Source organism: Streptomyces sp. NPDC021224, assembly GCF_044332905.1.
In the GTDB taxonomy this organism is placed as follows: Bacteria; Actinomycetota; Actinomycetes; order Streptomycetales; family Streptomycetaceae; genus Actinacidiphila.
In genome coordinates this window covers 1-21,513 of the sequence record NZ_JBIRPW010000017.1, presented here as the reverse complement: position 1 = coordinate 21,513, position 21,513 = coordinate 1, and the positions used below count along the sequence as shown (strand labels likewise).

General features: G+C 74.2%; 22 protein-coding genes. 8 read left to right on the top strand and 14 right to left on the bottom strand.

What is annotated here, in order from left to right; all coding sequences use genetic code 11:
* The first annotated feature begins 51 nt into the window (after positions 1-51).
* On the top strand, positions 52-1,905 hold the full coding sequence (locus tag ACH4PY_RS30410) for an RNA polymerase sigma factor (RefSeq protein ID WP_398190058.1): 1,854 nt from the start codon (positions 52-54) through the stop codon (positions 1,903-1,905).
* A 30-nt stretch (positions 1,906-1,935) separates the two neighbouring features.
* Here ACH4PY_RS30410 and ACH4PY_RS30405 read toward each other — a convergent pair whose 3' ends face one another.
* Complete coding sequence (locus ACH4PY_RS30405; RefSeq protein ID WP_398190054.1) at positions 1,936-2,604, bottom strand: Type 1 glutamine amidotransferase-like domain-containing protein; 669 nt, start codon at positions 2,602-2,604, stop codon at positions 1,936-1,938.
* A 238-nt stretch (positions 2,605-2,842) separates the two neighbouring features.
* Between ACH4PY_RS30405 and ACH4PY_RS30400 the strand changes: the two genes are divergently transcribed.
* On the top strand, positions 2,843-3,091 hold the full coding sequence (locus tag ACH4PY_RS30400; protein ID WP_398190051.1) for a chaplin: 249 nt from the start codon (positions 2,843-2,845) through the stop codon (positions 3,089-3,091).
* Positions 3,092-3,177: 86 nt separating this feature from the next.
* Here the strand turns inward: ACH4PY_RS30400 and ACH4PY_RS30395 are convergent, their stop codons facing one another.
* The 6 genes from ACH4PY_RS30395 to ACH4PY_RS30370 all read right to left on the bottom strand — a co-directional run bounded on the left by ACH4PY_RS30395 (position 3,178) and on the right by ACH4PY_RS30370 (position 9,090).
* On the bottom strand, positions 3,178-4,218 hold the full coding sequence (locus ACH4PY_RS30395) for an NAD(P)-dependent alcohol dehydrogenase (protein ID WP_398190048.1): 1,041 nt from the start codon (positions 4,216-4,218) through the stop codon (positions 3,178-3,180).
* A 21-nt stretch (positions 4,219-4,239) separates the two neighbouring features.
* Entirely contained in the window at positions 4,240-5,010 is a 771-nt protein-coding gene (locus ACH4PY_RS30390) for an SDR family NAD(P)-dependent oxidoreductase (RefSeq protein WP_398190045.1), read from the bottom strand.
* A gap of 7 nt (positions 5,011-5,017) precedes the next feature.
* Positions 5,018-5,710, bottom strand: coding sequence for a TetR/AcrR family transcriptional regulator (locus tag ACH4PY_RS30385; protein WP_398190041.1), 693 nt, complete (start codon positions 5,708-5,710; stop codon positions 5,018-5,020).
* A 113-nt stretch (positions 5,711-5,823) separates the two neighbouring features.
* Positions 5,824-7,488: a beta-1,3-glucanase family protein gene (locus ACH4PY_RS30380; RefSeq protein ID WP_398190038.1), complete on the bottom strand. Its 1,665-nt coding sequence runs from the start codon at positions 7,486-7,488 to the stop codon at positions 5,824-5,826.
* A 339-nt stretch (positions 7,489-7,827) separates the two neighbouring features.
* Positions 7,828-8,352 carry a DUF3291 domain-containing protein gene (locus ACH4PY_RS30375; RefSeq protein WP_398190034.1) on the bottom strand — a complete coding sequence of 175 codons (525 nt, stop codon included), beginning with the start codon at positions 8,350-8,352 and terminating at the stop codon, positions 7,828-7,830.
* Between the two features lie 48 nt (positions 8,353-8,400).
* Entirely contained in the window at positions 8,401-9,090 is a 690-nt protein-coding gene (locus ACH4PY_RS30370; protein ID WP_398190031.1) for a helix-turn-helix transcriptional regulator, read from the bottom strand.
* A gap of 258 nt (positions 9,091-9,348) precedes the next feature.
* Between ACH4PY_RS30370 and ACH4PY_RS30365 the strand changes: the two genes are divergently transcribed.
* From ACH4PY_RS30365 to ACH4PY_RS30350, 4 genes are all read left to right on the top strand, one after another.
* Entirely contained in the window at positions 9,349-10,062 is a 714-nt protein-coding gene (locus tag ACH4PY_RS30365; RefSeq protein ID WP_398190027.1) for a DUF5995 family protein, read from the top strand.
* A 228-nt stretch (positions 10,063-10,290) separates the two neighbouring features.
* Entirely contained in the window at positions 10,291-11,643 is a 1,353-nt protein-coding gene (locus ACH4PY_RS30360) for a cytochrome P450 (protein WP_398190023.1), read from the top strand.
* A gap of 42 nt (positions 11,644-11,685) precedes the next feature.
* Entirely contained in the window at positions 11,686-12,648 is a 963-nt protein-coding gene (locus ACH4PY_RS30355; protein ID WP_398190018.1) for a terpene synthase family protein, read from the top strand.
* Entirely contained in the window at positions 12,645-14,204 is a 1,560-nt protein-coding gene (locus ACH4PY_RS30350; RefSeq protein ID WP_398190016.1) for a prenyltransferase/squalene oxidase repeat-containing protein, read from the top strand. The genes ACH4PY_RS30355 and ACH4PY_RS30350 overlap by 4 nt, the downstream gene beginning before the upstream one ends.
* A gap of 86 nt (positions 14,205-14,290) precedes the next feature.
* Here the strand turns inward: ACH4PY_RS30350 and ACH4PY_RS30345 are convergent, their stop codons facing one another.
* Both ACH4PY_RS30345 and ACH4PY_RS30340 read right to left on the bottom strand, forming a co-directional pair.
* The gene (locus tag ACH4PY_RS30345; protein ID WP_398190012.1) at positions 14,291-15,199 is read right to left on the bottom strand and encodes a Ku protein; all 909 of its coding nucleotides are present in this window, start codon (positions 15,197-15,199) and stop codon (positions 14,291-14,293) included.
* Between the two features lie 286 nt (positions 15,200-15,485).
* Positions 15,486-15,785, bottom strand: coding sequence for a DUF6342 family protein (locus tag ACH4PY_RS30340; RefSeq protein ID WP_398190010.1), 300 nt, complete (start codon positions 15,783-15,785; stop codon positions 15,486-15,488).
* A gap of 453 nt (positions 15,786-16,238) precedes the next feature.
* On the opposite strand from ACH4PY_RS30340, the gene ACH4PY_RS30335 reads away from it, so the two are divergent.
* Both ACH4PY_RS30335 and ACH4PY_RS30330 read left to right on the top strand, forming a co-directional pair.
* Positions 16,239-17,054: an alpha/beta fold hydrolase gene (locus tag ACH4PY_RS30335; RefSeq protein WP_398190511.1), complete on the top strand. Its 816-nt coding sequence runs from the start codon at positions 16,239-16,241 to the stop codon at positions 17,052-17,054.
* Positions 17,054-18,334: a SpoIIE family protein phosphatase gene (locus tag ACH4PY_RS30330; RefSeq protein WP_398190509.1), complete on the top strand. Its 1,281-nt coding sequence runs from the start codon at positions 17,054-17,056 to the stop codon at positions 18,332-18,334. The genes ACH4PY_RS30335 and ACH4PY_RS30330 overlap by 1 nt, the downstream gene beginning before the upstream one ends.
* A 138-nt stretch (positions 18,335-18,472) precedes the next feature.
* On the opposite strand, the gene ACH4PY_RS30325 is transcribed toward ACH4PY_RS30330, so the two are convergent.
* The 5 genes from ACH4PY_RS30325 to ACH4PY_RS30305 form a co-directional block, all read right to left on the bottom strand.
* On the bottom strand, positions 18,473-18,688 hold the full coding sequence (locus ACH4PY_RS30325) for a hypothetical protein (RefSeq protein ID WP_398190006.1): 216 nt from the start codon (positions 18,686-18,688) through the stop codon (positions 18,473-18,475).
* 222 nt (positions 18,689-18,910) lie between these two features.
* Positions 18,911-19,126, bottom strand: coding sequence for a hypothetical protein (locus tag ACH4PY_RS30320; protein WP_398190003.1), 216 nt, complete (start codon positions 19,124-19,126; stop codon positions 18,911-18,913).
* Between the two features lie 184 nt (positions 19,127-19,310).
* Positions 19,311-20,000 (bottom strand): hypothetical protein, encoded by a 690-nt coding sequence (locus ACH4PY_RS30315; protein ID WP_398189998.1) that lies wholly within the window; start codon positions 19,998-20,000, stop codon positions 19,311-19,313.
* A 477-nt stretch (positions 20,001-20,477) separates the two neighbouring features.
* Positions 20,478-20,822, bottom strand: coding sequence for a hypothetical protein (locus ACH4PY_RS30310; protein WP_398189995.1), 345 nt, complete (start codon positions 20,820-20,822; stop codon positions 20,478-20,480).
* 57 nt (positions 20,823-20,879) lie between these two features.
* Positions 20,880-21,185: a hypothetical protein gene (locus ACH4PY_RS30305; protein WP_398189992.1), complete on the bottom strand. Its 306-nt coding sequence runs from the start codon at positions 21,183-21,185 to the stop codon at positions 20,880-20,882.
* Positions 21,186-21,513: the final 328 nt, after the last annotated feature.

Sequence of the window (21,513 nt, the reverse complement as noted above, 5' to 3'; positions counted from 1 at the left end):
CGCGAACTTTTTTCGGCGGATTCGGCGGATTCGGCAGAACCGGGGGACGCGATGAGCGGCGGGGACGAGTTGCAGGACGGGCGGGGGGACGCCGAGCTGGTCGCCGCGGTCCTCGCGGGCGGCGCGGGACCGCGGCGGACGCGGGCGCTGGAGACGATCGCCTCCCGGCACTACCGCGCGGTGCTGCGGCAGTGCGCCCGGCTGCTCGGCGAGGACGCGCAGGACGGCGCGGACGTCGCCCAGAAGGTGTTCGAGGACGCGGTCGCGAGCCTGCTGCGGGGGCGGGGTCCGGCGAACCCCGAGAAACTGGGCGCCTGGCTCGCGGAGTTCGCCAAACGGCGGGTCCTCGCGTACTGGCGGGACAAGCGCCCCGGCGGCACGGCCGTCACCCCCGGGGACGACGGCTTCGACGCGCTGCCCGACGACGAGGAGTCCCGGTCCGGCAGCGCCGGGCGGCGCGCCCATGTGGAACGGCTGCTCGCGATCGTGGTCGGGTCGCTGACCGCCCACCAGCAGCGGATCTACCGGCTGCGGATCGTGGAGGGGCTGAGCGGCCGGGAGATCGCCGCGCGGACGGGTACGGCCGTGGCGACCGCCGACAACCAGGCCCATGCGCTCAAGGGCCTGCTCGCCGACGGCTTCCACGCGCTGGTCCTGGTCCAGGAGGGCCGCTCCCACTGCCCGGAGCTGGCCGCGATCCTGGACGCCGCGGGCGTCACCACCGTGACCGCGGAGAACTTCACCCCGGGCCTGCGCGAGCGCGTCGTCCGGCACTTCGGCACGTGCGCGATCTGCGACGCGTGCGGGGTGTGCCAGGTCCAGCGGCGCTTCCTCGCCGGACCGTACAGCCCGGTCTTCTTCCCGATCGTGGACGGTACGGACCTGCGCGACCGGGTGCTCGACCACATCCGGCGGACGACCGGCGGCCCGCCCGCCCAGCCGCCCGGCTCTCCCGCCGCGGCGGGCGCCGCCACGGCGGGCGCGGCGGCGGCCGGTGCGGGGCTCGCCGCCGTGAGCGGCGCCCGGCGCGCGGCCCGGCGGCGCCTGCGGCTTCCCGGCCGCAGCGCGCCATGGGTGGCCGCCGTCGCCGGGGTCGTCGCCGTGGCGCTGGTGGCCGCCCTCGTCGTCGCCCTGACCCGCCGTCACCCGTCCGGGAGCGGGGCCACCCCGCCCCGTTCGGCGACCGCCGCGACCACGGCAACGTCCCGCGTCGGCACCCCGGCCGTACGCCCGCAGAACGCGGACGACTACTTCACCGCCGCCGGCGCACCGGGCCGCACGTACGTGGGGCACGTCCAGGACCCGGTGCTCTCCGGTGTCACCGCCCCGGCCGTCGCACGCGACCTCCAGACGGCGCTGCGCCGCCCGATCCTGGACTGGCAGGCGGCGGCAGCGAACGGGCCGGTCTCGCCCGCCGCCCCGGTCGCCGCGCCCGCGGACTCCTTCGACGAGCGGACCACGGTCATCACGGCGGGCACCCTGCTGACCGTCACCTACCGCTTCAGCGGCGGCGACGAGTTCGGCGGCGGGGGCGGACGCACCGTGGTCGTCGACACCACGACCGGCACCGTCCAGGCGCCGGACCGCCTGCTCACCCCGGCCGCCGCCGCGCCGCCCGGCGCCCGCCGCATCACGGCGGCGCTCAACTCCTCCCCGCAGGGCCGCAAGCTGACCTCCTACGGCTGCCCGGCGCTCACCGACTCCTTCGTCGCGGCCAACGTCCTGGCCCGCCCCTCCGCCTTCGGGCGGCTGCCCTTCGGCGTCACCGGCGCCGGGATCGCCTTCATGGTCGCGCCCGGCAACCAGGACTGCGGCTGGCCCGACCTGGTCGTCGTGCCCTTCGCCGCCCTGACCGGCCTGGTCGATCCCACGGTTCCCGCCCGCGCCGCGGGGAGGCGCCGGTGAGCGGCCGGCCCGCCTCCCGCGCCGCGGCCGTCACGGATGGAACCGCCAGCGGCCCTCGGAGACGACGTCCACCTCGCCGTCGCGGACGCGTACGGCCGTGTCGTCGTCGGTGAAGTAGACCGGGAAGTCCGCCCGGGCGGCGATGCGGTCCGCCCAGGCGTCGTCCCGCTCGGGGAAGCCCGGTGAGTACAGGTGCGGCTTGAGGTACCAGTCGAAGAGGCCGAACGGCGGTTCCAGGGTCGTCGCGCCGAGCACATGGAGGTCCGCGGTGTCGCCGATGACGTCGGCGGAGTGCGCGGTGAGGTTGCGGCTGAAGATCATCGATCCCGCGCTGACGCCCACGTAGACCCGCTCCTCCAGCGCCTGGAGGAAGCCGTCGGCCAGGCCGTTGCCGGTGATGCTGCGCGCGAGGTGGTACTGGTTGCCGCCCTCGACGTAGACGACGTCGGCGTGCCGCAGCCGGTCGAGCACCACCGGCCGGGGCAGGCCGTTGAGTTCCAGGACGTCGAACTCCCGCCAGCCGAGGCCGTGCAGCCGGTTCATGTCCGCGAGGAACCACCCGTGGTCGCCGGGCTCGGCGACCGACGCCGTGGGCACGAACACGACGTTCGCGGATCCGAAGGGCTTTCCCAGCATGTCGCGCAGCGCGTCCCGCAGGGTCTCGTTGCGCAGGCCGCTCGCCGTCAGCAGAAGATTCACCGGGGGAGCCAAGCACGGCCCGCGGCCGCGCGCAACGAACCCGGGGCCCCGCTCCGGCCGGTGGCAGCGCGCCTCCATGTGGCCGAATCCGTCCCCGGATCCGGCGAACGCGCGAGTGGCTGCCGCCGCCGCGCCCGCCGGGGCGGATACGTTCCGTGACGTCGCGTGTGCGGAACCTCCGTGTCCGCAGGGCCCGCACCGCACGCAGAGGACCGTCGACCGACTTCGAGGAGTCAGCATGCGCATGCGTATGGCCGTCACCGCTTCCGCCCTGGCCGTCGCCGCCACCTTCGGGGCCGCGGGGGCGGCGTTCGCCGACTCGGGCGCCGTGGGTGCCGCGGTGGGCTCGCCCGGTGTCCTGTCGGGCAACACCGTCCAGATCCCGATCCACGTCCCGATCAACCTGTGCGGCAACAGCATCGACATCATCGCGCTGCTGAACCCGACCTTCGGCAACACCTGCGTCAACGGGAACGACGAGGGCTGAGTCCGGCACGCACCGACACAGCGCGGGCGGGCTCCCGGCTTCCACGAGGAAGCCGGGAGCCCGCCCGCCGCGCGTGTCCGCGGTGGTCAGCCGTTGGGGAGGATGACCGCCCGGCCGTTGATGCTGCCCTCGTGCAGCCGCTCGTAGGCGCGCGGCGCCTCGTCCAGGGAGAAGGTCTCGGTGTGCACCGAGACCGCGCCGTCGCGGGCCAGCGCCAGCACCTCCTGGAGTTCGGGGCGGGTGCCCCAGTACGGGGCGCTCACCGAGACCTCGAAGGGCAGCACGCCGAAGCCGACCGGCAGCGCGCCGCCGCCGATCCCGACGATCGACACCTCGGCCTCGACCCCGGCCACCGCGCCCGCGGTGCGGACGGTCGGCGCCGCGCCGACGAAGTCGAAGACGGCCTGCGCGCCCAGGCCCCCGGTCAGCTCGCGGACGGCGGCGGGAGCGCCGTCGTCGGACAGTACCGCGGCGTGCGCGCCGACCTTGCGGGCCAGCGCCAGCTTGTCCTCGCTGACGTCCAGCGCGACGACCCGGGCCGGGGTCAGCGCCCGCAGCAGCTGGATCGCGGTGTGCCCGAGACCGCCCGCCCCGATGACGACCGCGGTGGACCCCGGCACCAGCTTGGGCAGCGCCCGCTTGACGGCGTGGTAAGGCGTCAGGCCCGCGTCCGTCAGCGGCACGGCCGCGACCGGGTCGAGGCCGTCGAGGGGCACCAGGTGGCGCGGGTCGTCGACGAGCAGGTACTCGGCGATGGCGCCGGGCGCGCCCAGCCCCGGCGGGCGGATGCCCAGCTCGTCGGCGCGCAGGCAGTAGTTCTCCTTGCCCTCGGCGCACTTGGCGCACCGGCCGCAGCCCCAGGGCCCGTAGACGGCGACGGCGTCGCCCTCGCGGACCCCCGTGGTACCGGGGCCGAGCGCGGCGACCGTGCCGACGCCCTCGTGGCCGAGCGTGAGCGGCAGCGGGTAGGGGAAGCTCTCCGCGGGCCAGCTCATGACGGCGATGTCGCTGTGGCACACGCCGGCGGCGGTGACCTTCAGCAGCACCTGCCCGGGACCGGGCTCGGGGTCGGGTACGGTCACCACCTCGGGGGCGGCGCCGATGGTGCGGTACTGGAGTGCTTTCACGGTGGTCTCCTCTCCGGGGTGTCAGACGGCGGTGTACGCGCCGTCGACCAGGTGGTAGCTGCCGGTGACGAACGAGGCGCGGTCGCTGAGCAGGAAGGTGATCAGCTCGGCCACCTCCTCGGGGCGGCCCAGCCGCCCCGCCGGGTGCAGCGCGACGAGCGCGGCACGCGCCTGCTCGTCCATCCCGTTCAGCAGCGGCGTCTCGATGAAGCCGGGGCCGACCGCGTTGACGCGGATGCCCCGCGCCGAGTACTCGGCGGCGGCCGTCTTCGTCAGCCCGACCACGCCGTGCTTGGCGGCCACATAGGCGGGCGAACCGGCGAAGCCGACCGAGCCGAGGATGGACGCGACGTTGACGATCGCGCCGCCGTGCCCGGTCGCCTCGATCGCGGGCAGCTCGTGGCGCAGGCAGTAGAAGACGCCGTCGAGGTTGGTGCGGATGACCCGGTCGTACTCCGCGACGTCGTACGCCCCGGTGGGCGCGCTGGGGCCGCCGATACCGGCGTTGTTCACCGCGAGGTCGAGGCCGCCGAAGGTGTCCACGGCGAAGCGGACGGCCGCCTCGGCGGAATCCGGGCGGGTGACGTCCAGCGCGGTGGCCGCGGCCGGGTGCCCCTGCGCCGCGAGGGCCGCGGCGGCCTTCTCGGCGCCGGGGACGTCGAAGTCGGCGAGGACGACGCTCGCGCCGCCCGCGGCCAGCTGCCGCGCGGTCGCCAGGCCGATGCCGGAGGCCGCCCCGGTGACCAGGGCGGTGCGTCCGGCGAATTCGGTGGGGATGGGGGTGGTGCTCATGGTGCTCTCACAAATCGGTAGTGCGTGGTTCCTGTGTGCTGTGGGCGGCCGCCGAGGCGGCCTCCCGGGTCAGGGCGTCGTACGCCCGCTCCATCAGTCCGGCCAGGCCCGTCCCGGCGCCGTCCGGCTCGTCGGGACCGCGGGCCCACGCCCGCAGCGCGGCGGTCAGTACCCCCGCCGCCGCCTCCACGACGACGGCGGGGCGCAGATCCTCCGGCGGGGTGCCGAGGCGCTGGGCGACGATCCGCACCGACTCCTCCTGGGCGTCGACGCGGATCCGCTCGTAGGCGGCGAACAGCGTCGGCTCCCGGTCGAGCAGGCCGACGATCCGGCGCATCTGCGGGCGCAGGTGCGCGGCGGGCGTGTCCCGGTCGGCCAGCCAGGCCGCGACGGCACGGCGGTAGGCCAGCAGCGGGGGCTCGTTGGGCGGCCGCACGCGCAGCGCCGCGTTGATCCGGTCGCCGTCGTCCCGGACGAAGCCCAGCGCGGCGTCCTCCTTGCCGGTGAAATGCCGGCTGAAGGTCCGCCTGGTGACGTCCGCGCGCCCGGCTATCGCCTCCACCGTGGTGGCGGCCAGCCCGCGCTCCAGGATCAGGTCGACCGCGGCCGTCGCGAGCGCCGCGCGGGTGCGCCGCGCCCTCAGCAGCCGCCGGTCCGCGTCGGCGGCGCCGCTACCCGGTTCCGTCCCGTCGGCGTCCATGTCCTCGACCGTACGCCTCGATGTCCCGGTGGGACACATGTCCCGGTGAGACATATGTCCCACCGGGACGTGACCGCGACCGCGGGCCGGGCGGGGCGGCCGTGAGAGCAGGTCTAGCGGGTGAAGCCGAACCAGTTGACGTTCACGAAGTCGGCGCCGCTGCCCGAGGAGAAGACCAGGTAGACGTCGTGCACGCCGGTCGCCGCGGCCGTGAGGTTGGCCGGCACCGTCTGCCAGTTCTGCCAGCCGCCGCTGCTCCCGTAGTCGATCTCGGCGATCTTGGTGCCCGCCGTGCCGTCCAGCCGCACCTGGATCGCGCCGCTGACCCCGGCCGCCGCGCCCGAGGCCAGACGGGCGACGAACTGCGCCGGTGAGGACGAGCCGAAGTCCACGCCGGAGTACTTCAGCCAGTCGCCGCCCGCGATGTGGCCCACGTCCTGGCCGCCGCCGGTGTCGGTGCAGCTCTCGGTCTGCGTTCCGCTCTGCGCGCTGTACGACTCCGCCTGGATCGTCCCGTACGCGCTCGTCCCGCCGCCCGGCGGCGGGGTGGTGCCCGAGCCGGCGCCCGGACCGAGGGTGATCGTCCAGGAGGTCGGCGCGCCGTCCTGGAGGTGGCCGTCGACCGGCGCCGCGCCCGTGGGGCCGACGTCGTCGTAGGGGAAGGCGTAGCCGACGGTGGCGTACTTGTGCACCAGGCGGGCGTAGTGGTTGGTCGTCGCGTCGGTGTAGTAGCCGGACGGGGAGACGCCGTCGGGCTGGTTGCCGCCGCCGGTCACCAGCAGCGAACTGCGGTTCAGGGCGGCCGCCAGGCGCGCCGCCACCGCGCCGCGGGCGTCGCCGCCCGAGTTGTAGAGCGGCCCGCTGGCGCAGCCGAAGATGTCGGCCGCGCTGGGCTTGGTGAACGGCACCCCGTTGGTGTTCAGGCCCGCGAAGACCAGCGTGCCGCCGGACACGGTGCCGGAGTAGGAGCCGATGCTGCCCTGGCCGTTGATGGTCAGGGTGTGCGACTGGTAGTAGCTCCACACCCGGTCCAGGTAGTTCGACCAGTAGCCGGCGAAGTCCACGGGGGAGTGGGCGGGCGCGAGGATGCGCAGCGCGGCGCCCGAGGAGTCGGTGGCCACCAGCCGGTCCCACGGCGCCCCGTCGGCCGCGTGCTGCGCCTGGAGCCCGGCGGCGATGGAGGCCAGCGCGCCCGAGGGTAGCGGGCTGACCGACTGCGCCCCGCCGCTGCCGGTCGTGGCCATCGAGACGGGCAGGGCGACCATGTCGACGTAGGAGATGTTCGCGTACAGGTTGGCGCTGTTGTACGTGAACTCGCAGAACGTCCAGTCGGTCAGCCAGTTGGGGTCGCTGCTGGTGAAGCCGGGCTGGACGAGTCCGGGTACGCCGCCGTTGCCGCCGGGCGGGTTGACGAAGAACTGGATCTTCTTGCCGACGGAGAACCAGACCCGGCCGCCGATCACGTAGTCCTGGAGCGTGAAGGCGGTGGCCGCCGAGCCCGACGGCCCGAGCGCGATGGAGTAGTCCGCGACGGGCGTCAGCACGGACGAGGGGCTGGGCAGCCGCTGGAAGTGCCCGGCCTGGGTGACGAAGCCGGGCCAGCCCGTGCTGTCCGCGCCGCTGATGTAGGCGTAGACGGTGGCGCTGCCGGAGTTGTTCCGGAGCGAGACAGGCAGCGACGGCCCGGCGGCAGCGGCCCGCGGGGCGAGACCGCCCGCCCACAGCGGGGAAGCGGCGGCGGCGCCGGCGGCCGTGAGGAAGGATCGCCTGGAGACCATGTACTCCTCCTCGAGGACGGCGGGCAGGCGTCGGCGGACCTGCGGCCGGGCACTGCCCGCGTGGGGGGATCGCCTTCCGAGTCCGTCCGACCCGGGCACCGGCGCTGCCGCGACGTCCGTGCGGCGGGCCGCCGGCCGGCCGCGGGAAGGCGGAGGACGGGCAGCGTGAGAGGTGGTACGGGGGGCGCGGAGCGGTCGGAGGGGCAGCGAGCACGATGTGCGCGGATGTCGCTGCGTGTGCACCTCTGAGTGACATTGATTGAACTCGCGCGGACGTCTGTCGTCAAGGCGGAAGAGAGCGCTCTCTTCAGGCGGTGGGCGGCTTGGCCGGAAACCGCGTCAGGCGGGCACGTGGCCGGGGTCCGCCTCGGCGGGGGAGTGGGGGACGGCGAAGGTGAAGGCGCGCGGCGACGGCCCGTTGTCGCGGAGGTCGGCGAGCCGTTCGAGGGCTTCCTCGACGGTCGGCAGGTGCCCGGCGGGGATCCACCACATGACCTGGTGCGCCTCCACGTGCCGCTCGAACCACTCGCGGCGCCGCCGCATGGTGTCGAGATGGCCGCTGCGGAAGGCGAAGTCGCGCAGGCTCTCGACGGACTCCCACACCGACATGTTCACGATGACGTTCTCGCCCGCGGGCCGCATCGCGGTGGCGTCGGGCTGCCCCTCCTCGGCCAGCCGCCAGACGAAGCCGGGCGCCCGGTCGGCGGCGCCGTTGACGGGGACGAGCAGATCGACGAAGTCCCGCATGCGCGGGTCGTCGAGAGGGTGCCGCAGGGTGGCGACGTTGAGCTCGGCGAGATGGACGCGGGGCCCGTCGCCCGCTGCGGGACCGGCGGGGTGGGCCGAGGCCTGGGATGAGGTCATGGCCTCATCCCAGCACGTCCCGCATTTCTATGTCAATGGGCGTTGTTTTTAGTGGAGTTCGACGACGACGCAGCAGTGTCCGGGCCGCGGGTCCATCCGTGCCCGGACCCCTCCGTCGCCCAGCAGCCCCTCCAGCAGGGCCAGGTTCATCCCGCACACCAGCGGCGGGAAGCTCTCCGCCACCGCGTGGAAGGGGCAGTTGCGCATGCGCACGACCGCCGGCGCGGAGCCTTCCGCGGCGTTCTCGACCCCCGGCGCGGAGCCTTCCGCGGCGGTTTCGGCGCGCGGCTCGTAGCCCCGGGAGGCGAGCAGCTCGACGGCCTGTTCCAGGCTCGCGCAGGGCTCCGCCCCGCCGCGCAGGGCCTCCCCGCGCCGCCGCGCCGCGCCGTAGAGCGCGGCGTCCGCGCCGGCCAGCTCGGCGGCCTCCGCCAGCAGCTCGGCGGCGGTGCGGTAGTCGCGCGCGGGCAGCGACACCGACCGCTCCCCCCGCGCGCGGGTGTAGACCTTGGCCGGCCTCCCGGCCCCCGGCCCCGTACGCCCCGTCAGGCGGCGGCTGCCGCTGTCCAGCAGCCCGGCCTCGGTGAGCCTGTCGAGGTGGTGCGCGGCGAGTGTCCGCCCGACCCCCGCCGCCTCGGCCGCCTCGTTGCGCCCGACCTCCCGGTCCTGCGCGGCCACGTACTCGTACAGCCGCCGCCGGACGGGGTCCTGCAGTGCCGCGATCGCCTCGATGTCCTCCATCCCCGCATTCTAGGAACAACCCCGATAGGCGATAGAGCGGCCCGACCGCGGCCCGGAGCGGTACGTCCGCGACTGCCGTGAATCGGCCGCGCCGCGGGCCACCCGGTGGGGTGAATCCGCCGCCGGCCCCTGGCATATGACGTTTCGGCGCCGCTTTACTGCTGGAGGCGGGCGGTGCCGCACGCTGCGCCGGTCCGCCGGCCGGGCCCACGGCCCGCGCCCCCTGCCTTCCCTCTCTCCCGGAGGACCCCCGTGACCGTGACGACGACCCCGGAGCTGCCCACCACCATCGACGACGTGATCGCCCGGATGCGGCAGATCGACGCCGCGCTCGACCCGCGCGACGGTGTCGCGTGCTTCAACCACGTGTATCTGAGGGTCACCGAGCTGGTGAAGGAGAACATCACCGAGGGGACGTTCTCCGACGGCCCGTTCCTGGAGCGCATGGATGTGATCTTCGCCGGGCTCTACCTCGGCAACGTCGCCGCGGCCGCCGCGGGCCGCCCCGTCGACCCCGCCTGGGAACCGCTGTTCCAGGCCCGCGACAACCGCGTCATCTGGCCGGTCCAGTTCGCGCTGGCCGGGATGAACGCCCATATCGACCACGACCTCGCCGTCGCCGTCGTCGAGACGTGCGCCGAGCGGCACACCACCCCGGACACCCCGCCGGTCCACTCCGACTACGAGAAGGTCAACGACCTCCTCGCCTCCGTCGAGGCCGAGATCCGCGCCGAGTTCGAGACCGAGGTCGTCAGGGTCGCCACCCGCGACGCCGAACTCCTCAAGCACGCCGTCAGCAGCTTCTCCGTCGCCGCCGCGCGCGAGGCGGCCTGGGCCAACGCCCGCTCGCTGTGGGCCGACCGCCGGATCGGTACGAGCCTCTACCACGAGCACGAGATCGCCATCGGCAGGGCCGCCGCGAAGGTCAGCCGCGCGATCCTCCTCCCCGTCGTCCCCCCGCCCGCCGACTGACCCCCCGCCGACTGACCCCCCGCCGACTGACCCCGCGCCCGCCGCCGCCCGTTCACGGCGCCCGGGAGGGGCGGACCCCTGCGGGGGCCCGTCCGGCGGAGGCAGCCCGGCGCCGCTCACCGGGCCGCCGTGCGACGACCTGCCCGAAGCCCGCGGCCACCGTGGGCGGACCGGCCCGCACAGCCCCGGCGGGGTTGCGCGCCGCATCCCCCTGTGAAGGAGTCCGTGATGGTGATCGGCGTCGGCTCTGACGTTGCGTCCCTTCCCCTCGCGCCCGGGGCCCGGCGTCTGCTGGGACACACCGCGGCCATGCTGCGCGACCCGCTGGCCGTGCTGACCGAACTGCCGGGCGACCGGCCGCTGCTGCGGCTGCGGTTCGGGCCGACCACCCTCGTCCTGGTCAGCGACCCGCAGCTGATCCGTCAGGTCTTCCTCGACGACCGCACCTTCGACAAGGGCGGCCCGCTCTACGACCGGGCCCGCGAGGTCCTCGGCAACGGGCTCGTCACCTGCGTCCAGCGCGACCACCGGCGCCAGCGGCGGCTGTGCCAGCCGTCCTTCCGCCCCGACCGGCTGCCGGGTGTCGTCGCCGCGGCGGTCGGCTCCGTCCGGGAGATGACCGGTTCCTGGACCACCGGGCAGAGCGTCGACGTCACCGAGCAGGCCGTGGCCTTCGCCACCCGCGCCCTCCTGGGGAGCCTGTTCAGCACCGCGCTGCCCGGTACCGGCACCGCGCGCATCCGCCAGGTGCTCACCGTCATGGAGGAGGGCATCTTCCGGCGCACGCTCAGCCCCGCCCTCGTCAACCGGCTCCCGCTGCCCGCGAACCGGCGCCACCGCGACAGCGTCGCGGGACTGCGCGGCGAGGTCGCCGCGATCGTCGAGGCCCGCCGCGCCGAACCGCGCGACCACGGGGATCTGCTCTCCACCCTCCTGGGCACCGGCGGTCCCGGCACAGGCGACGCGGACCGGGACGTGCCCCCGCTGTCCGAGACGGAGATCATCGACCAGGCGCAGACCTTCCTGCAGGCCGGTGTCGAGGCCGTCGCCGCCACCCTCGCCTGGTCCCTGCACCTGCTGGCCGAGCACCCACCGGCCGCCGAACGCGTGCGCGCCGAAGGCGACGCCGTCGTGGGCAGCGCGGCTCCCGCCCCCGACCACCTCCCGCGTCTGGCGTTCACCCGGGGCGTGGTGACCGAGGCCCTGCGGCTCTACCCCCCGGCCTGGTTCCTGACCCGCTCGGTGGAGCAGAACACCGTACTCGGCGGCACCCGGCTGCCCGCGGGCACCGTCCTCGCCCTCAGCCCCTACCTCCTGCACCGCCGCCCCGAACTCCACCACCGGCCCCACCTCTTCGACCCCGACCGCTGGTACGACACCAAGCCCGACCCCACCGGCTTCCTGCCCTTCGGCGCCGGTGCCCGCCAGTGCATCGGCGACCGGCAGGGCACCGACACCGTCGTGACCGCCCTCGCCGTCATCGCCCGGAACTGGCGGCTGACCCCCGTCACCGGCGTATCCGTGCGACCACGAACCCTCCTCGTGCCCCGGGGCCTGCGACTGCGGGTGACCGCCCGCTGAGCGAGGCCGCTCCCTGCCGCGGGCACCGAAGGAGCCGAGCCGATGGCCGAAGAACTCCCCGCCCTCCCCGACATCCCCTGCCCCTTCCCCTCGACCCTCGGCGCCCGCCCGCACCCCCACGCCCGGACCGCGGAACACGACGTCCTCACCCTGCTGGACGGCATCGGCGCCCCCGCCCAGCTGAAACGCCGACTCGCCGGCATCCGCCTCGGCCCCCTCACCGGCCGGCTCCACCCCGGCACCTCCCGGGAGGGCCTGTACCTGGCCATGCTCTACTCCGCCCTGTTCTGCCTGCACGAGGACTGGATCACCGCTCAGGATCCCGCCGGTCTCACCAGCGCCTACGACCGCGTCCTGGCCGTCTTCGACGGAGAACCCGCCACCGCGGCGGATCTGCCGCTCACCCGGCTGACCGGCCGTCTCGCCCGCTCGCTGCGCGACGTCCGGCTGCCCGGGCACACCGACCGCTTCCGCACCGCGCTCGGCGACTACCTCCACGCCCACCGCTGGGAGGCCGGCATCCGGCACCGGGCACTCTCACCGGCCGAGTACCGGCGCATGCGCCCCGTCGTCCTCGGCGTCCGCCCGCTGCACGAGCTGTATCCGGTCATCCACCGCAGACCCGTCCCCGTGCACCTGCTGGGCCACCCCGTCGTGGAAGCCCTCGGCGAGCACCTGGTGGCCTTCCACTACCTGGTCAACGACGTGCACTCGCTGGCCAAGGAGCTGCGGGGCGAGAAGCATCCGCTCAACACCGTGCTCGTCCTGCGCGCCGCACACGGCCTGTCCCTGCGGCAGGGCCTCGACGCCGCCGCCCGCGCCGCCACCGAGGAACTGGACGCCTACCGGCGGCTCAAGACGACCCTGCCGCGCCTGGGCCTGGACCACCCGGCGCTGGCCGCCCACCTCACCGGCCTCGAACGCCTCGCAGCGGACGCGGTCGCCTGGCACCTCGCGGCCCCCCGGTACCGGGTCGCGCCCCCGCGCCGGAGGACCGGCCCGTGACCACCACGCCCCCCGGCCCGGCCGAGGACGAAGCCCTGGACCGCCTGCACGCCCTCGTCGACGACCTCGGCACCGGCGGCGGCGCCGTCACCCCCGCCGTGTACGACACCGCACGCGCGGCGACCCTGCTGCCCCACCGCCCCGGCACCGGAGACCTGCTGCACTGGCTCGCCACCCGGCAGCAGCCCGACGGCGGCTGGGGCGACCCGCTGATCCCCCACGCCCGCGACCTGCCCACCCTCGCAGCCGTCCTCGCCCTCACCCGCCACCCGGCCCACCGGCACTCCGCCGAACGCGGCATCGCCTTCCTCCGCCACCACGCCCCGCGGGTCTGGGGAGGCCCGGTGCCCCAGGACATCCCCGTCGCCCTGGAACTGCTGCTGCCCCCGCTCCTGGACGAAGCCCGCACCACTTACCCCACCTTGCCCACCGCCCGTTACCACGCGCTGCGCACCCTGGGCGGGCAGCGGCGCCGCCTCATCACCCGCCACGCCCCGCACCCAGCAGGCACCCCGGCCGTCCACTCGTGGGAGGGCTGGGGCAGCCCCCTGCAGCCGCTGCCGGTCGACGGCAGCGGAGGCGTCGGCCACAGCCCCGCCGCCACCGCCGCGGCCCTGCACCACCTCGGACACCGCGCCCCGGCCGGCACCCTGGAGGCCTACCTCGCCCGTGCCGCCACCGGCCGGCCCCCGCTCCTGCCCACCGTCTGGCCCATCGGCGTCTTCGAACAGACCTGGGCCCTGCACGCCCTCGCCCTGGCCGGTCTGACCCGCCACCCGCGCCTCGCCGACCCGTGCGCCCGCCGGCTCGACGCGCTCCGGGCGGCGCTCACCCCCGCCGGTATCGGCATGAGCGCCCATTTCGCACCGGACGGCGACATGACCGCCACCGCGCACCTCACCCTCGCCCTCACCGGCCGCCCCACCGACGCGGCCGCGGTCGAGCGGTACCGCCACCAGGACCACTACCGCACCTATCCCGGCGAGCTCCAGTCCTCACTGACCACCACGGCCCACGCCCTGCACCTGCGGACACTCACCCGCCCCGCCGGGCAGGACGGCCCCGTCCACCGCTTCCTCCGCGACCGCCAGGACACCGACGGCCGGTGGAGCGGCGACAAGTGGCACACCTCCTGGATCTACACCACCGCCCAGGTCCTCTTCGCCCTGCCCACAGCCGACGCCGCCGCCCTGCGCGGCGCCGCCGCCCTTCTGCGCGCCCAGCGCCCCGACGGCGGCTGGGGCGCCCACCGCCACCCCACCGCGGGCGAAACCGGCTACGCCGTCCTCGCCCTCCACACCCACCCGCTCCCCGGCACCTCCGCCGCCATGTCCCGCGCCGCCCGCTGGCTGACCGCCTGGCAGCAGGCCGGCGGGTCCTGCGACTGCCTGCTGTGGACCGGCAAGGAGCCCTACTGCCCCCAACGCGTCGACCGCACCGTCGCCCACACCGCCCTCCTCACCGCCGCCCGCCACACGAGGGCTGGCGTCCCGCACCGGCCGCACGCCCCCAGCTCCGGACCCCCACCGCCGGGGGACCGGGCACGACCCCCGTAAGGCGGTGGCACGGGCCGGCGGCCCGAGAGGTGCCGGCGAGCCGTGCGGTGGCGCCATTCCCCGGTGCCGGGGTGTGCGGTGCTGCTTCAGCCTGCTTTCCTGCGGGTGGTCTTCTTGGCCGCCGTCTTCTTCGCGGCCTTCTTGGCGGGTTTCTTCTTCGCCGGAGGCCGGCCTTTCATGGGGTGGACCTCGGCGTCCTCGCCGCGGTCGGCGCGGGCTTGCTCCGTCGCGCGCTGCAGCGCGGTCATCAGGTCGGTGACACCGGCTTCCTCGTGCTCCGCAGGCTCGGGGGTCGGTGGAGCCCTGTGCTCGGCCTTCGCGGTCAGCAGTTCCTGGACCGCGGCGGCGTACTCGTCGTGCATGTCGTTCATGTCGACGTCGCCGACGGCGCCGATGTAGTCGAGCGCTGCCTGGACCTCGTCGTCGGACAGGTCGACCTGCCCGCGCGGGGCGGCGTCGTCGGCCGAGCGCAGCTCGTCGGGCCAGTGCAGCCGGTGCAGGACCAGGACGTCGCCCTGGGCGCGGACGACCGCCAGGGTCTCGCCGGTCCCGCGGAAGGCGAGCTTGCCCACGGCGCCCTTCCCGGCGCGGGCCAGGGCCTCGCGCATCAGGATGTACGGCTTGTTCGCCGCCGGACTGGCCGGGGCGAGGAAGTACGGGGTGCCGAACTGCTCGCCCGGCACCCGGGCGAGGTCGACGAAGCCGCTGACCTCCACCGTTTTCGCGGTCGGCAGCGGAAGGTCGTCGAGCTCCTCGTCCGAGATCGAAACCAGCGTCCCGTCCGGAGCCTCGTACGCGCGGCCGATCTCGTCCGGTTGCAGCGGCTGCGCCCCGTCGTCGAGCTCGAGCTCGCAGACCTTCCGGTTCCGCACGCGCCCGTGGTCGTCCTTGTGGATCTGCCGGAACGCGGCCCGGTGGGAGTGGACCGCAGGCTCGACCCGCACCGGTATCGCGACCAGCCCGAAGGTGATCGTCCCGCTCCAGATCGGTGGCATGGGATGGTCCTTCCCGTCGGCGGGTCCCGTTTCGCAATCTAGGTCGTGCGCGCGGGCCCCGCAGGCCGAGCCGGGGGCGCACGGCGGCGGTGGGGGAGCCGGACCGGCCGGTGGCCGGTTGCAGCTGCCTCCCGCCGCGGGCGGCCGGTTACGGCAGGCGGGGGACGGGAGTGCCGCGGGGCGGCTGCTGTTCTCGGCCGCGGTCCGCGCCGCCGGCCCGCGTGCGGCGCAGACGCAGGTGCCGCCCCGGAGGGAGGGGCCGGTCCCGCCGGGGCGGCTGGGCGGACTAGTAGGTCAGGTCCTTCTGGCCCTGGACCAGGTTGCCGGCGATCTGCAGGTTGCCGTCGGAGTCCAGCACCGCGATGATCTTCTTCTCCGAGCCGTGGTAGGTCGTGAAGTAGACCTTGTCCGCCTCCTGGGAGGAGGACTGGTTGGTGTTCACGGACAGCTCGATGCTCACCGGCGAACTGATGAGCACGTCCTTCTTGTCGGTGCCCGGGTAGACCCCGTTGTCCTTGAGCTTGACGCGGCCGTGGTTGTCACCCTCATCCCACTCCGACGCCACTCCGAGATCGAGTTCCGCCATGTCGCTTCCCCTCAGCATTCGGCGGAGCGCCTCGCACCCGGCACGGCGCGAACGGCGCCGTTCTTTCGTGCCTGATGCCCGATGAGATGCGCCCGCTGGCCAGTGACAAATGGTGTTTTGGCGGGGAGAGTTCCCCCAACCGGTGAAGAAGTTACACAGACCGCGCACCCGGTGCCGCAGAAATTCCCGAATCCTTCCGAATAACGGTGTTCCTGGCCAAATCCTGTGAAACCGTGCCCCGCGACCGCTCGGCGGTGGGCGCCGGGACTCGGCAGGTGCGGGCGGGCGCTGCCCGGGATGTCGCCCCACGTGCGGCCCGCGCGGTGTGCCACCGGGGTGACGTGCGAGGCGCCGGTTCCCCTGGGGAGGTGGCGGACGTCTCCGATCGCCCGGCGTGTCCGGGGGTGCCCGGCGGGCAGGCACCGGAAAAAGAAGGGTGGGAGGATGATCGGCATGGATGTGCGCAGCAGGAATCACGTGGTGGTGTCGGGCCGACCGGACGGCCCGGTGCTGGTGCTCGCACACGGGTTCGGCTGTGACCAGAACATGTGGCGCCTGGTCCTGCCCGCTCTGGAGCGTGACTTCCGGGTGGTGGTGTTCGACCACGTCGGGGCGGGACGCTCGGACCTGTCCGCGTGGAGCCGGGAACGCTATGCCACCCTGGACGGCTACGCACAGGACGTGCTGGAGATCTGCCGGTACCTGGACACCGGTCCGGTGATCTTCGTCGGTCACTCGGTGAGCGCCATGGTCGGCGTACTGGCCGCGGTCGCGGAGCCTGAGCTGTTCGCCGGGCTGGTGCTGCTCACCCCGTCCCCGTGCTACATCGACGACCCCGCCGCCGGCTACCGGGGCGGGTTCAGCGCGGAGGACATCGAGGAACTGCTGGAGTCTCTGGAGTCGAACTACCTGGGCTGGTCGGCCGCCATGGCCCCGGTCGTCATGGGCAACCCCGAGCGGCCCGAGCTGGGAGAGGAGCTGACCAACAGCTTCTGCCGCACCGACCCGGAGATCGCCCGGGTCTTCGCCCGCGCCACGTTCCTGTCCGACAACCGGACCGACCTCGCCGCGGTCGGCGTGCCGACGCTGGTCATCCAGTGCTCCAGCGACGCCCTCGCCCCGCCCGAGGTCGGCGCCTTCGTCCACGCCCGGATCACCGGCAGCAGCCTGGTCACACTGGCGGCCACCGGCCACTGCCCGCAGCTCAGCGCGCCCGAGGCGACCGCCGACGCCATCAGGGCATTCGCCACCGAGGTTTCGGCACCGTGATGTGTGAGACCGGCGACGACGCAGACCAGGGCGGCAGGGGCGCCGAGGACGGCAGGAGGCGCCACGGGCCGCAGGAGGAGAGCGTTTCGTTCTCCGCGCTGCTGGAGGACAGTGCCGACGACCTGTACGACAACGCGCCGTGCGGATACCTGTCCACGCTCCTGGACGGCCAGATCGCCAAGATCAACCGCACGCTGCTGAACTGGCTGGGCTTCGAACGCAGCGACCTGGTGGGCCGCAAACGCTTCTCCGACCTGCTCACCGTCGGCGGCAAGCTGTACCACGAGACACACTTCGCGCCGTTGCTGCGCATGCAGGGCCAGGTCAGCGGCATCGCGCTGGAGATGAGGGCCGCCGACGGCGCGCGACTGCCGGTCCTGGTGACCTCCACCGTCAAGACCGGCGGCGACGGACAGCCGCTGCTGATCCGCACCAGCGTCTTCGACGCCCGCGACCGCCGGGCCTACGAGACCGAGCTGCTGCGCGCACGCCGGGAAGCCGACCGCGAACGCGAACGCATCCAGCGCCTGGCCACCACCCTCCAGCAGACCCTGCTGCCGCCCGCACTGCCCGGTGTACCCGGTCTGGAGATCGCCGCGGACTACCACATCGCTTCCGCCGACGAGGTCGGCGGCGACTTCTACGACCTGTTCCCCCTCGGCCACGGAAGGTGGGGGATGTTCCTGGGCGACGTGTGCGGCAAGGGAGCGGCCGCGGCCGCCATCACCTCCCTGGCCCGCTACACGCTGCGCGCCGCAGCCGTCTACGACCCCGACCCGGCCGCCGTCCTGGGCAACCTCAACACCGTGCTCAACCACGAGTACAACGACAACGACCCGCGGTTCTGCACCGTCATCTTCGCCCTGCTCACCTCCGACGACATCGGCGGAGGCTTTCGTATCACGCTGGCCAGCGGCGGCCACCCGCCCGCGATCCTGATGCGCGCCGACGGCACCGCCGATGAGCTGCCCACCCCCGGCGGCCAGCTCATCGGTGTCCTGCCCGACGCCCGTATCGCCACCACCAGCGTCCACCTCACCCCGGGCGACACCCTGCTGCTCTACACCGACGGCCTCACCGAAGCCCACACCCACCGGTCCGGTGAGCGCTACGGTGACGAAGCCCTCGTCGATCTCGCCCGCTCCCTCGCCCCGACCACCGCCACCGCCGTCGTCGAAGCCCTCAGCGACCTGCTCGACAGCCTCGGCACCGGCGTCGACGACGACACCGCCCTGCTGGCCGTCACGGTGCCCCCTCCCGCCGTCGAGCCGCGGGCGTGACCGACCGGACGCTCCGCACCCCGGCGCCGCCCGTCCGGCAGGCGCCTCCACCGGCAGGACGCCGTCGCCCGGGTGTGTTTCTTCCAGCAGATGTGCGCGACCGGCCTGACCGGTCGCAGGATCGCGGAACTCCTTCCGTCAGCGGATCCAGGTGAACAGGAAGAGCGCGACCAGCCCGACGACGACGACCAGCAGGGCGCCCGCGGTCCCGCTCCCGCCTGCGCCCGAGCCGCGCCTCTCGCCGAAGTCCCCGTCGTCCTGACCGGTGTAGTGGTGGTGCGCGCCGTGGTGGTGGCCGTGGTGGTGACCGAAGTGGCCACTGTGCCCCGAGTCGCCGTGCCCGCCGCCGTCCATGGGAGCCCTCCCCTCCGTAGCGGTGTCCCGCCTGTGAGGGAGAAGACGCCCGGAGTACGGTGCCGGTTCGCCGGGATCGGCCTCACCTGGCGGGTGAGCGCGAGCCCCGGCGCGGCTGGGCCGGCCGGGAGCGCGGTCGGCGGTACCGGCCGCGCCACCGTCCTCCCGGGCGGCCCCCTCCGTCGACCGCTACCGGACGTGACCGGGTCCCGGCGGTGCCCCCTACAGGGAGGTGCCTGGTCCGGTGCGGTGGTCGCGGTGCTTTCTCCACCGGCGTTGCACCAGCGCCCACAAGCCGACAGCGGCAGCCAGTGCGAGTCCGCCGAGCCAGGACTGGCCCCACGGGTGGCCGCCGCCGGTACGTCCACCGAAATGCCAGACCAGCACCCCGATCACGTAGGTGCCGACCGCGATCCCCGCCCACCGGACCCCTCTCATGCCGAACCGGATACCCACGGTTGCGCTCATGACTCCCGGCCGTGGCTGCGGATGCTTCACCGCACAGGGCCGGCCCACCCCGGCTCCGCGCCGCCGGCCGGTTCCCCGAGGCAAGTGCTGCGGCCGCCTGTGGCCCCCGCAAGGCGGTCCGCCCCGCCGTCCCCGGAGTGTGTCCGGGCGGGCTTCAGACCGAGCAGAACAGCGGTCCGTGGCCGGGTGGTTCGTCGCGCCGGTCGACGAGGCGGAACATGCCGAACCGGTCGGCGTACCGGCGCAGCGACGCGACAGCCGCGTCGCCCGTCGTGCCGATCTCTTCGAACACCTGGTCGTGGACCCCGCGCAGACCCGCGGAGCTCGCGAGTCCGGCCACGGCAAGTGCCTGCACGAGGTCGGCGTCGCGGCCGAACAAGCCGTAGAACCCCTCCTCCCGCATGAGGGACCAGACCGGGTCGTACTGTTCCTCCGGCACGTCCAGGGCGCCGCAGACCCGGTAGATCCGGTCGAGGATCTCCTGGGTCTGCCGCCGGTAGCCGGCCACGAGACGCAGTCCCGGAAAACGGTTGAGCTCCTCGGTGGCCCGGGGAGGGTCCGACGAGCAGAGCAGGCCGAGGTCCGGACCGGCGGCCGCGCCGACCACCCGCTGGCCGCCGCGGGGCATCAGGAAGACGTGCAGGAGGGACGCGACACGCCGGTCGGCCGAGGGCGCTCCCGTCGGGAGGTCCGCCACCTCACGGCCGTCAGCCCATACGTGCGCCCGTCCGTCGCGGACGTCGAGGTCGCACGGCAGCTGCCCGATCAGCATCAGATCACGGCTGCGCAGGACCAGCGAGAAGTGGACCGCGAGCCGGCCGGACGCGGGGCCGGTCGTGCTCATCTCGACCGGGACGTCCGCGAAGACCCTCTCCCACAGGCCGGTGAACGTGTCGCCGACCTCCTCGGTGACCTGCGGTGCCGTGTGACGGTGAGGTACCCGGCCAGGTAGCCGTCGCTGTCCCGGCACGACAGCGGCTGGGCGAGGAGGGACTCCTGCGCACCTCGTCGCCCAGCCTGATGCGGGCGAGGCCGACCGCGGTGCGCGCGCCGTGGAACCTCGCCGCCCAGCGCAGCGGAGCGGGCAGCAGGACGTTCCAGGGTGCCGGGAACAGGTCGAACTCGGCGAAAGTCGCGAGGCCCTCGGCGAGCGGGCGGTAGACCTCCGTCAGGATCTCCGCGCGCAGGAGATCCTCGGTGGACCGCGCCTCCCGGTGCGCACGCTGCGCCGGTCCCGGCGCCTCCAGCGCGAGGAAGGCCTCGACCCGGCTGCCCTGCCGCGGCTCGTCCGCCGCCCCGTCGGCCGCCGGGGGCGTCTGCGTCAACGCCGCGAGCTGCCGCAGGACTTCCGCGTCGGCGCGGACTGCTCCGCGCTCTCGATCCGCACCGAGCGGCGCTCCCAGCCCGTCCCGTCGGGGGAGGATCCGATCTCGACCTCGATCTCGACGACGGACTTCTTACGGCGTTTCAGCAGCCACGCCGCCAGCAGGGGCAGCGTCGGCACGTACGCGAGCGCCGGACCACCGGCCCGCGCTCCTTCGGCGGCCGGCCCACCACGGTAGGCGACGACCGCCCGCAGCCACCAGAGCCCGCGCGCCCACCGGTGACGCGCCTTCACGACGCGGACGCCCCGGCATCGGGCGGCGGCCGCCGAGGTGGGGTGCACAGGGGCCACGGTGGGGACGCGGTCACCGCTGCCCGGGTTCGAGCGCTCGCGGCCGTGTCAGGGGACCATCTGGGTGGCGACGACGGGGGTGTCAGCCTCCCCTGAACGGCGCAGGGCCAGCCGCGCGGTGTACCGCGGCTCGTCGGCCTGGTGCTGCCAGGTCAGTCCGGTCACGGTGTAGGCGTCTCCCTCGGCCAGCCAGTCCGCCGCCGCCCGGAAGACGTCCACGGCGCTGTCGGCGGCCAGCACCAGCGTCCCGTCGTCCTCGACGGCGACCCACAAGCCCACGTGCGTGTTGACGAAGGATCCCGCCCGCTCACGCAGTTCGTCCGCAACGGGAAAGGTGTGCGCCTCGCCGGTCATCGTCGTCCTCCTCGTTCGGTTCTCAGCTACCGCTCGTGTGCCCCCCTCACCCTGCGTCATGCCTCCCTGCCGCATGAACCGTTGCCGCCGGCACCGGCTCCCCCGGGCCGCGTGGCGTTGGTCCGCGTTCGCCGCCGGGGGAGTCCCTGGTGCGGCCGACGGTGCTTCCCCCGGCGGTGAACAGGCGGTACGGGTCGCGGTGTTTGTGACGGGGCTCCGCGGACAGGGCCGTTGGGTCAGTGTTGGAGGGTGAGGAGGCCGGGGCGCCAGGGGAGTTGGTCGTAGGCGCCGCCTGCGTTGGGGTTCTTGCCCTGGTAGAGGAGTTGGA

What these genes read in the sequence shown, in the direction of transcription:
- ACH4PY_RS30410 (WP_398190058.1), top strand. Translation starts at nt 52, where the DNA reads ATGAGCGGCGGGGACGAGTTGCAGGACGGGCGGGGGGACGCCGAGCTG.
- ACH4PY_RS30400 (WP_398190051.1), top strand. Translation starts at nt 2,843, where the DNA reads ATGCGCATGCGTATGGCCGTCACCGCTTCCGCCCTGGCCGTCGCCGCC.
- ACH4PY_RS30390 (WP_398190045.1), bottom strand. Translation starts at nt 5,010, where the DNA reads ATGAGCACCACCCCCATCCCCACCGAATTCGCCGGACGCACCGCCCTG.
- ACH4PY_RS30385 (WP_398190041.1), bottom strand. Translation starts at nt 5,710, where the DNA reads ATGGACGCCGACGGGACGGAACCGGGTAGCGGCGCCGCCGACGCGGAC.
- ACH4PY_RS30380 (WP_398190038.1), bottom strand. Translation starts at nt 7,488, where the DNA reads ATGGTCTCCAGGCGATCCTTCCTCACGGCCGCCGGCGCCGCCGCCGCT.
- ACH4PY_RS30375 (WP_398190034.1), bottom strand. Translation starts at nt 8,352, where the DNA reads ATGACCTCATCCCAGGCCTCGGCCCACCCCGCCGGTCCCGCAGCGGGC.
- ACH4PY_RS30370 (WP_398190031.1), bottom strand. Translation starts at nt 9,090, where the DNA reads ATGGAGGACATCGAGGCGATCGCGGCACTGCAGGACCCCGTCCGGCGG.
- ACH4PY_RS30360 (WP_398190023.1), top strand. Translation starts at nt 10,291, where the DNA reads ATGGTGATCGGCGTCGGCTCTGACGTTGCGTCCCTTCCCCTCGCGCCC.
- ACH4PY_RS30355 (WP_398190018.1), top strand. Translation starts at nt 11,686, where the DNA reads ATGGCCGAAGAACTCCCCGCCCTCCCCGACATCCCCTGCCCCTTCCCC.
- ACH4PY_RS30345 (WP_398190012.1), bottom strand. Translation starts at nt 15,199, where the DNA reads ATGCCACCGATCTGGAGCGGGACGATCACCTTCGGGCTGGTCGCGATA.
- ACH4PY_RS30340 (WP_398190010.1), bottom strand. Translation starts at nt 15,785, where the DNA reads ATGGCGGAACTCGATCTCGGAGTGGCGTCGGAGTGGGATGAGGGTGAC.
- ACH4PY_RS30335 (WP_398190511.1), top strand. Translation starts at nt 16,239, where the DNA reads ATGGATGTGCGCAGCAGGAATCACGTGGTGGTGTCGGGCCGACCGGAC.
- ACH4PY_RS30330 (WP_398190509.1), top strand. Translation starts at nt 17,054, where the DNA reads ATGTGTGAGACCGGCGACGACGCAGACCAGGGCGGCAGGGGCGCCGAG.
- ACH4PY_RS30325 (WP_398190006.1), bottom strand. Translation starts at nt 18,688, where the DNA reads ATGGACGGCGGCGGGCACGGCGACTCGGGGCACAGTGGCCACTTCGGT.
- ACH4PY_RS30320 (WP_398190003.1), bottom strand. Translation starts at nt 19,126, where the DNA reads ATGAGAGGGGTCCGGTGGGCGGGGATCGCGGTCGGCACCTACGTGATC.
- ACH4PY_RS30315 (WP_398189998.1), bottom strand. Translation starts at nt 20,000, where the DNA reads ATGAGCACGACCGGCCCCGCGTCCGGCCGGCTCGCGGTCCACTTCTCG.
- ACH4PY_RS30305 (WP_398189992.1), bottom strand. Translation starts at nt 21,185, where the DNA reads ATGACCGGCGAGGCGCACACCTTTCCCGTTGCGGACGAACTGCGTGAG.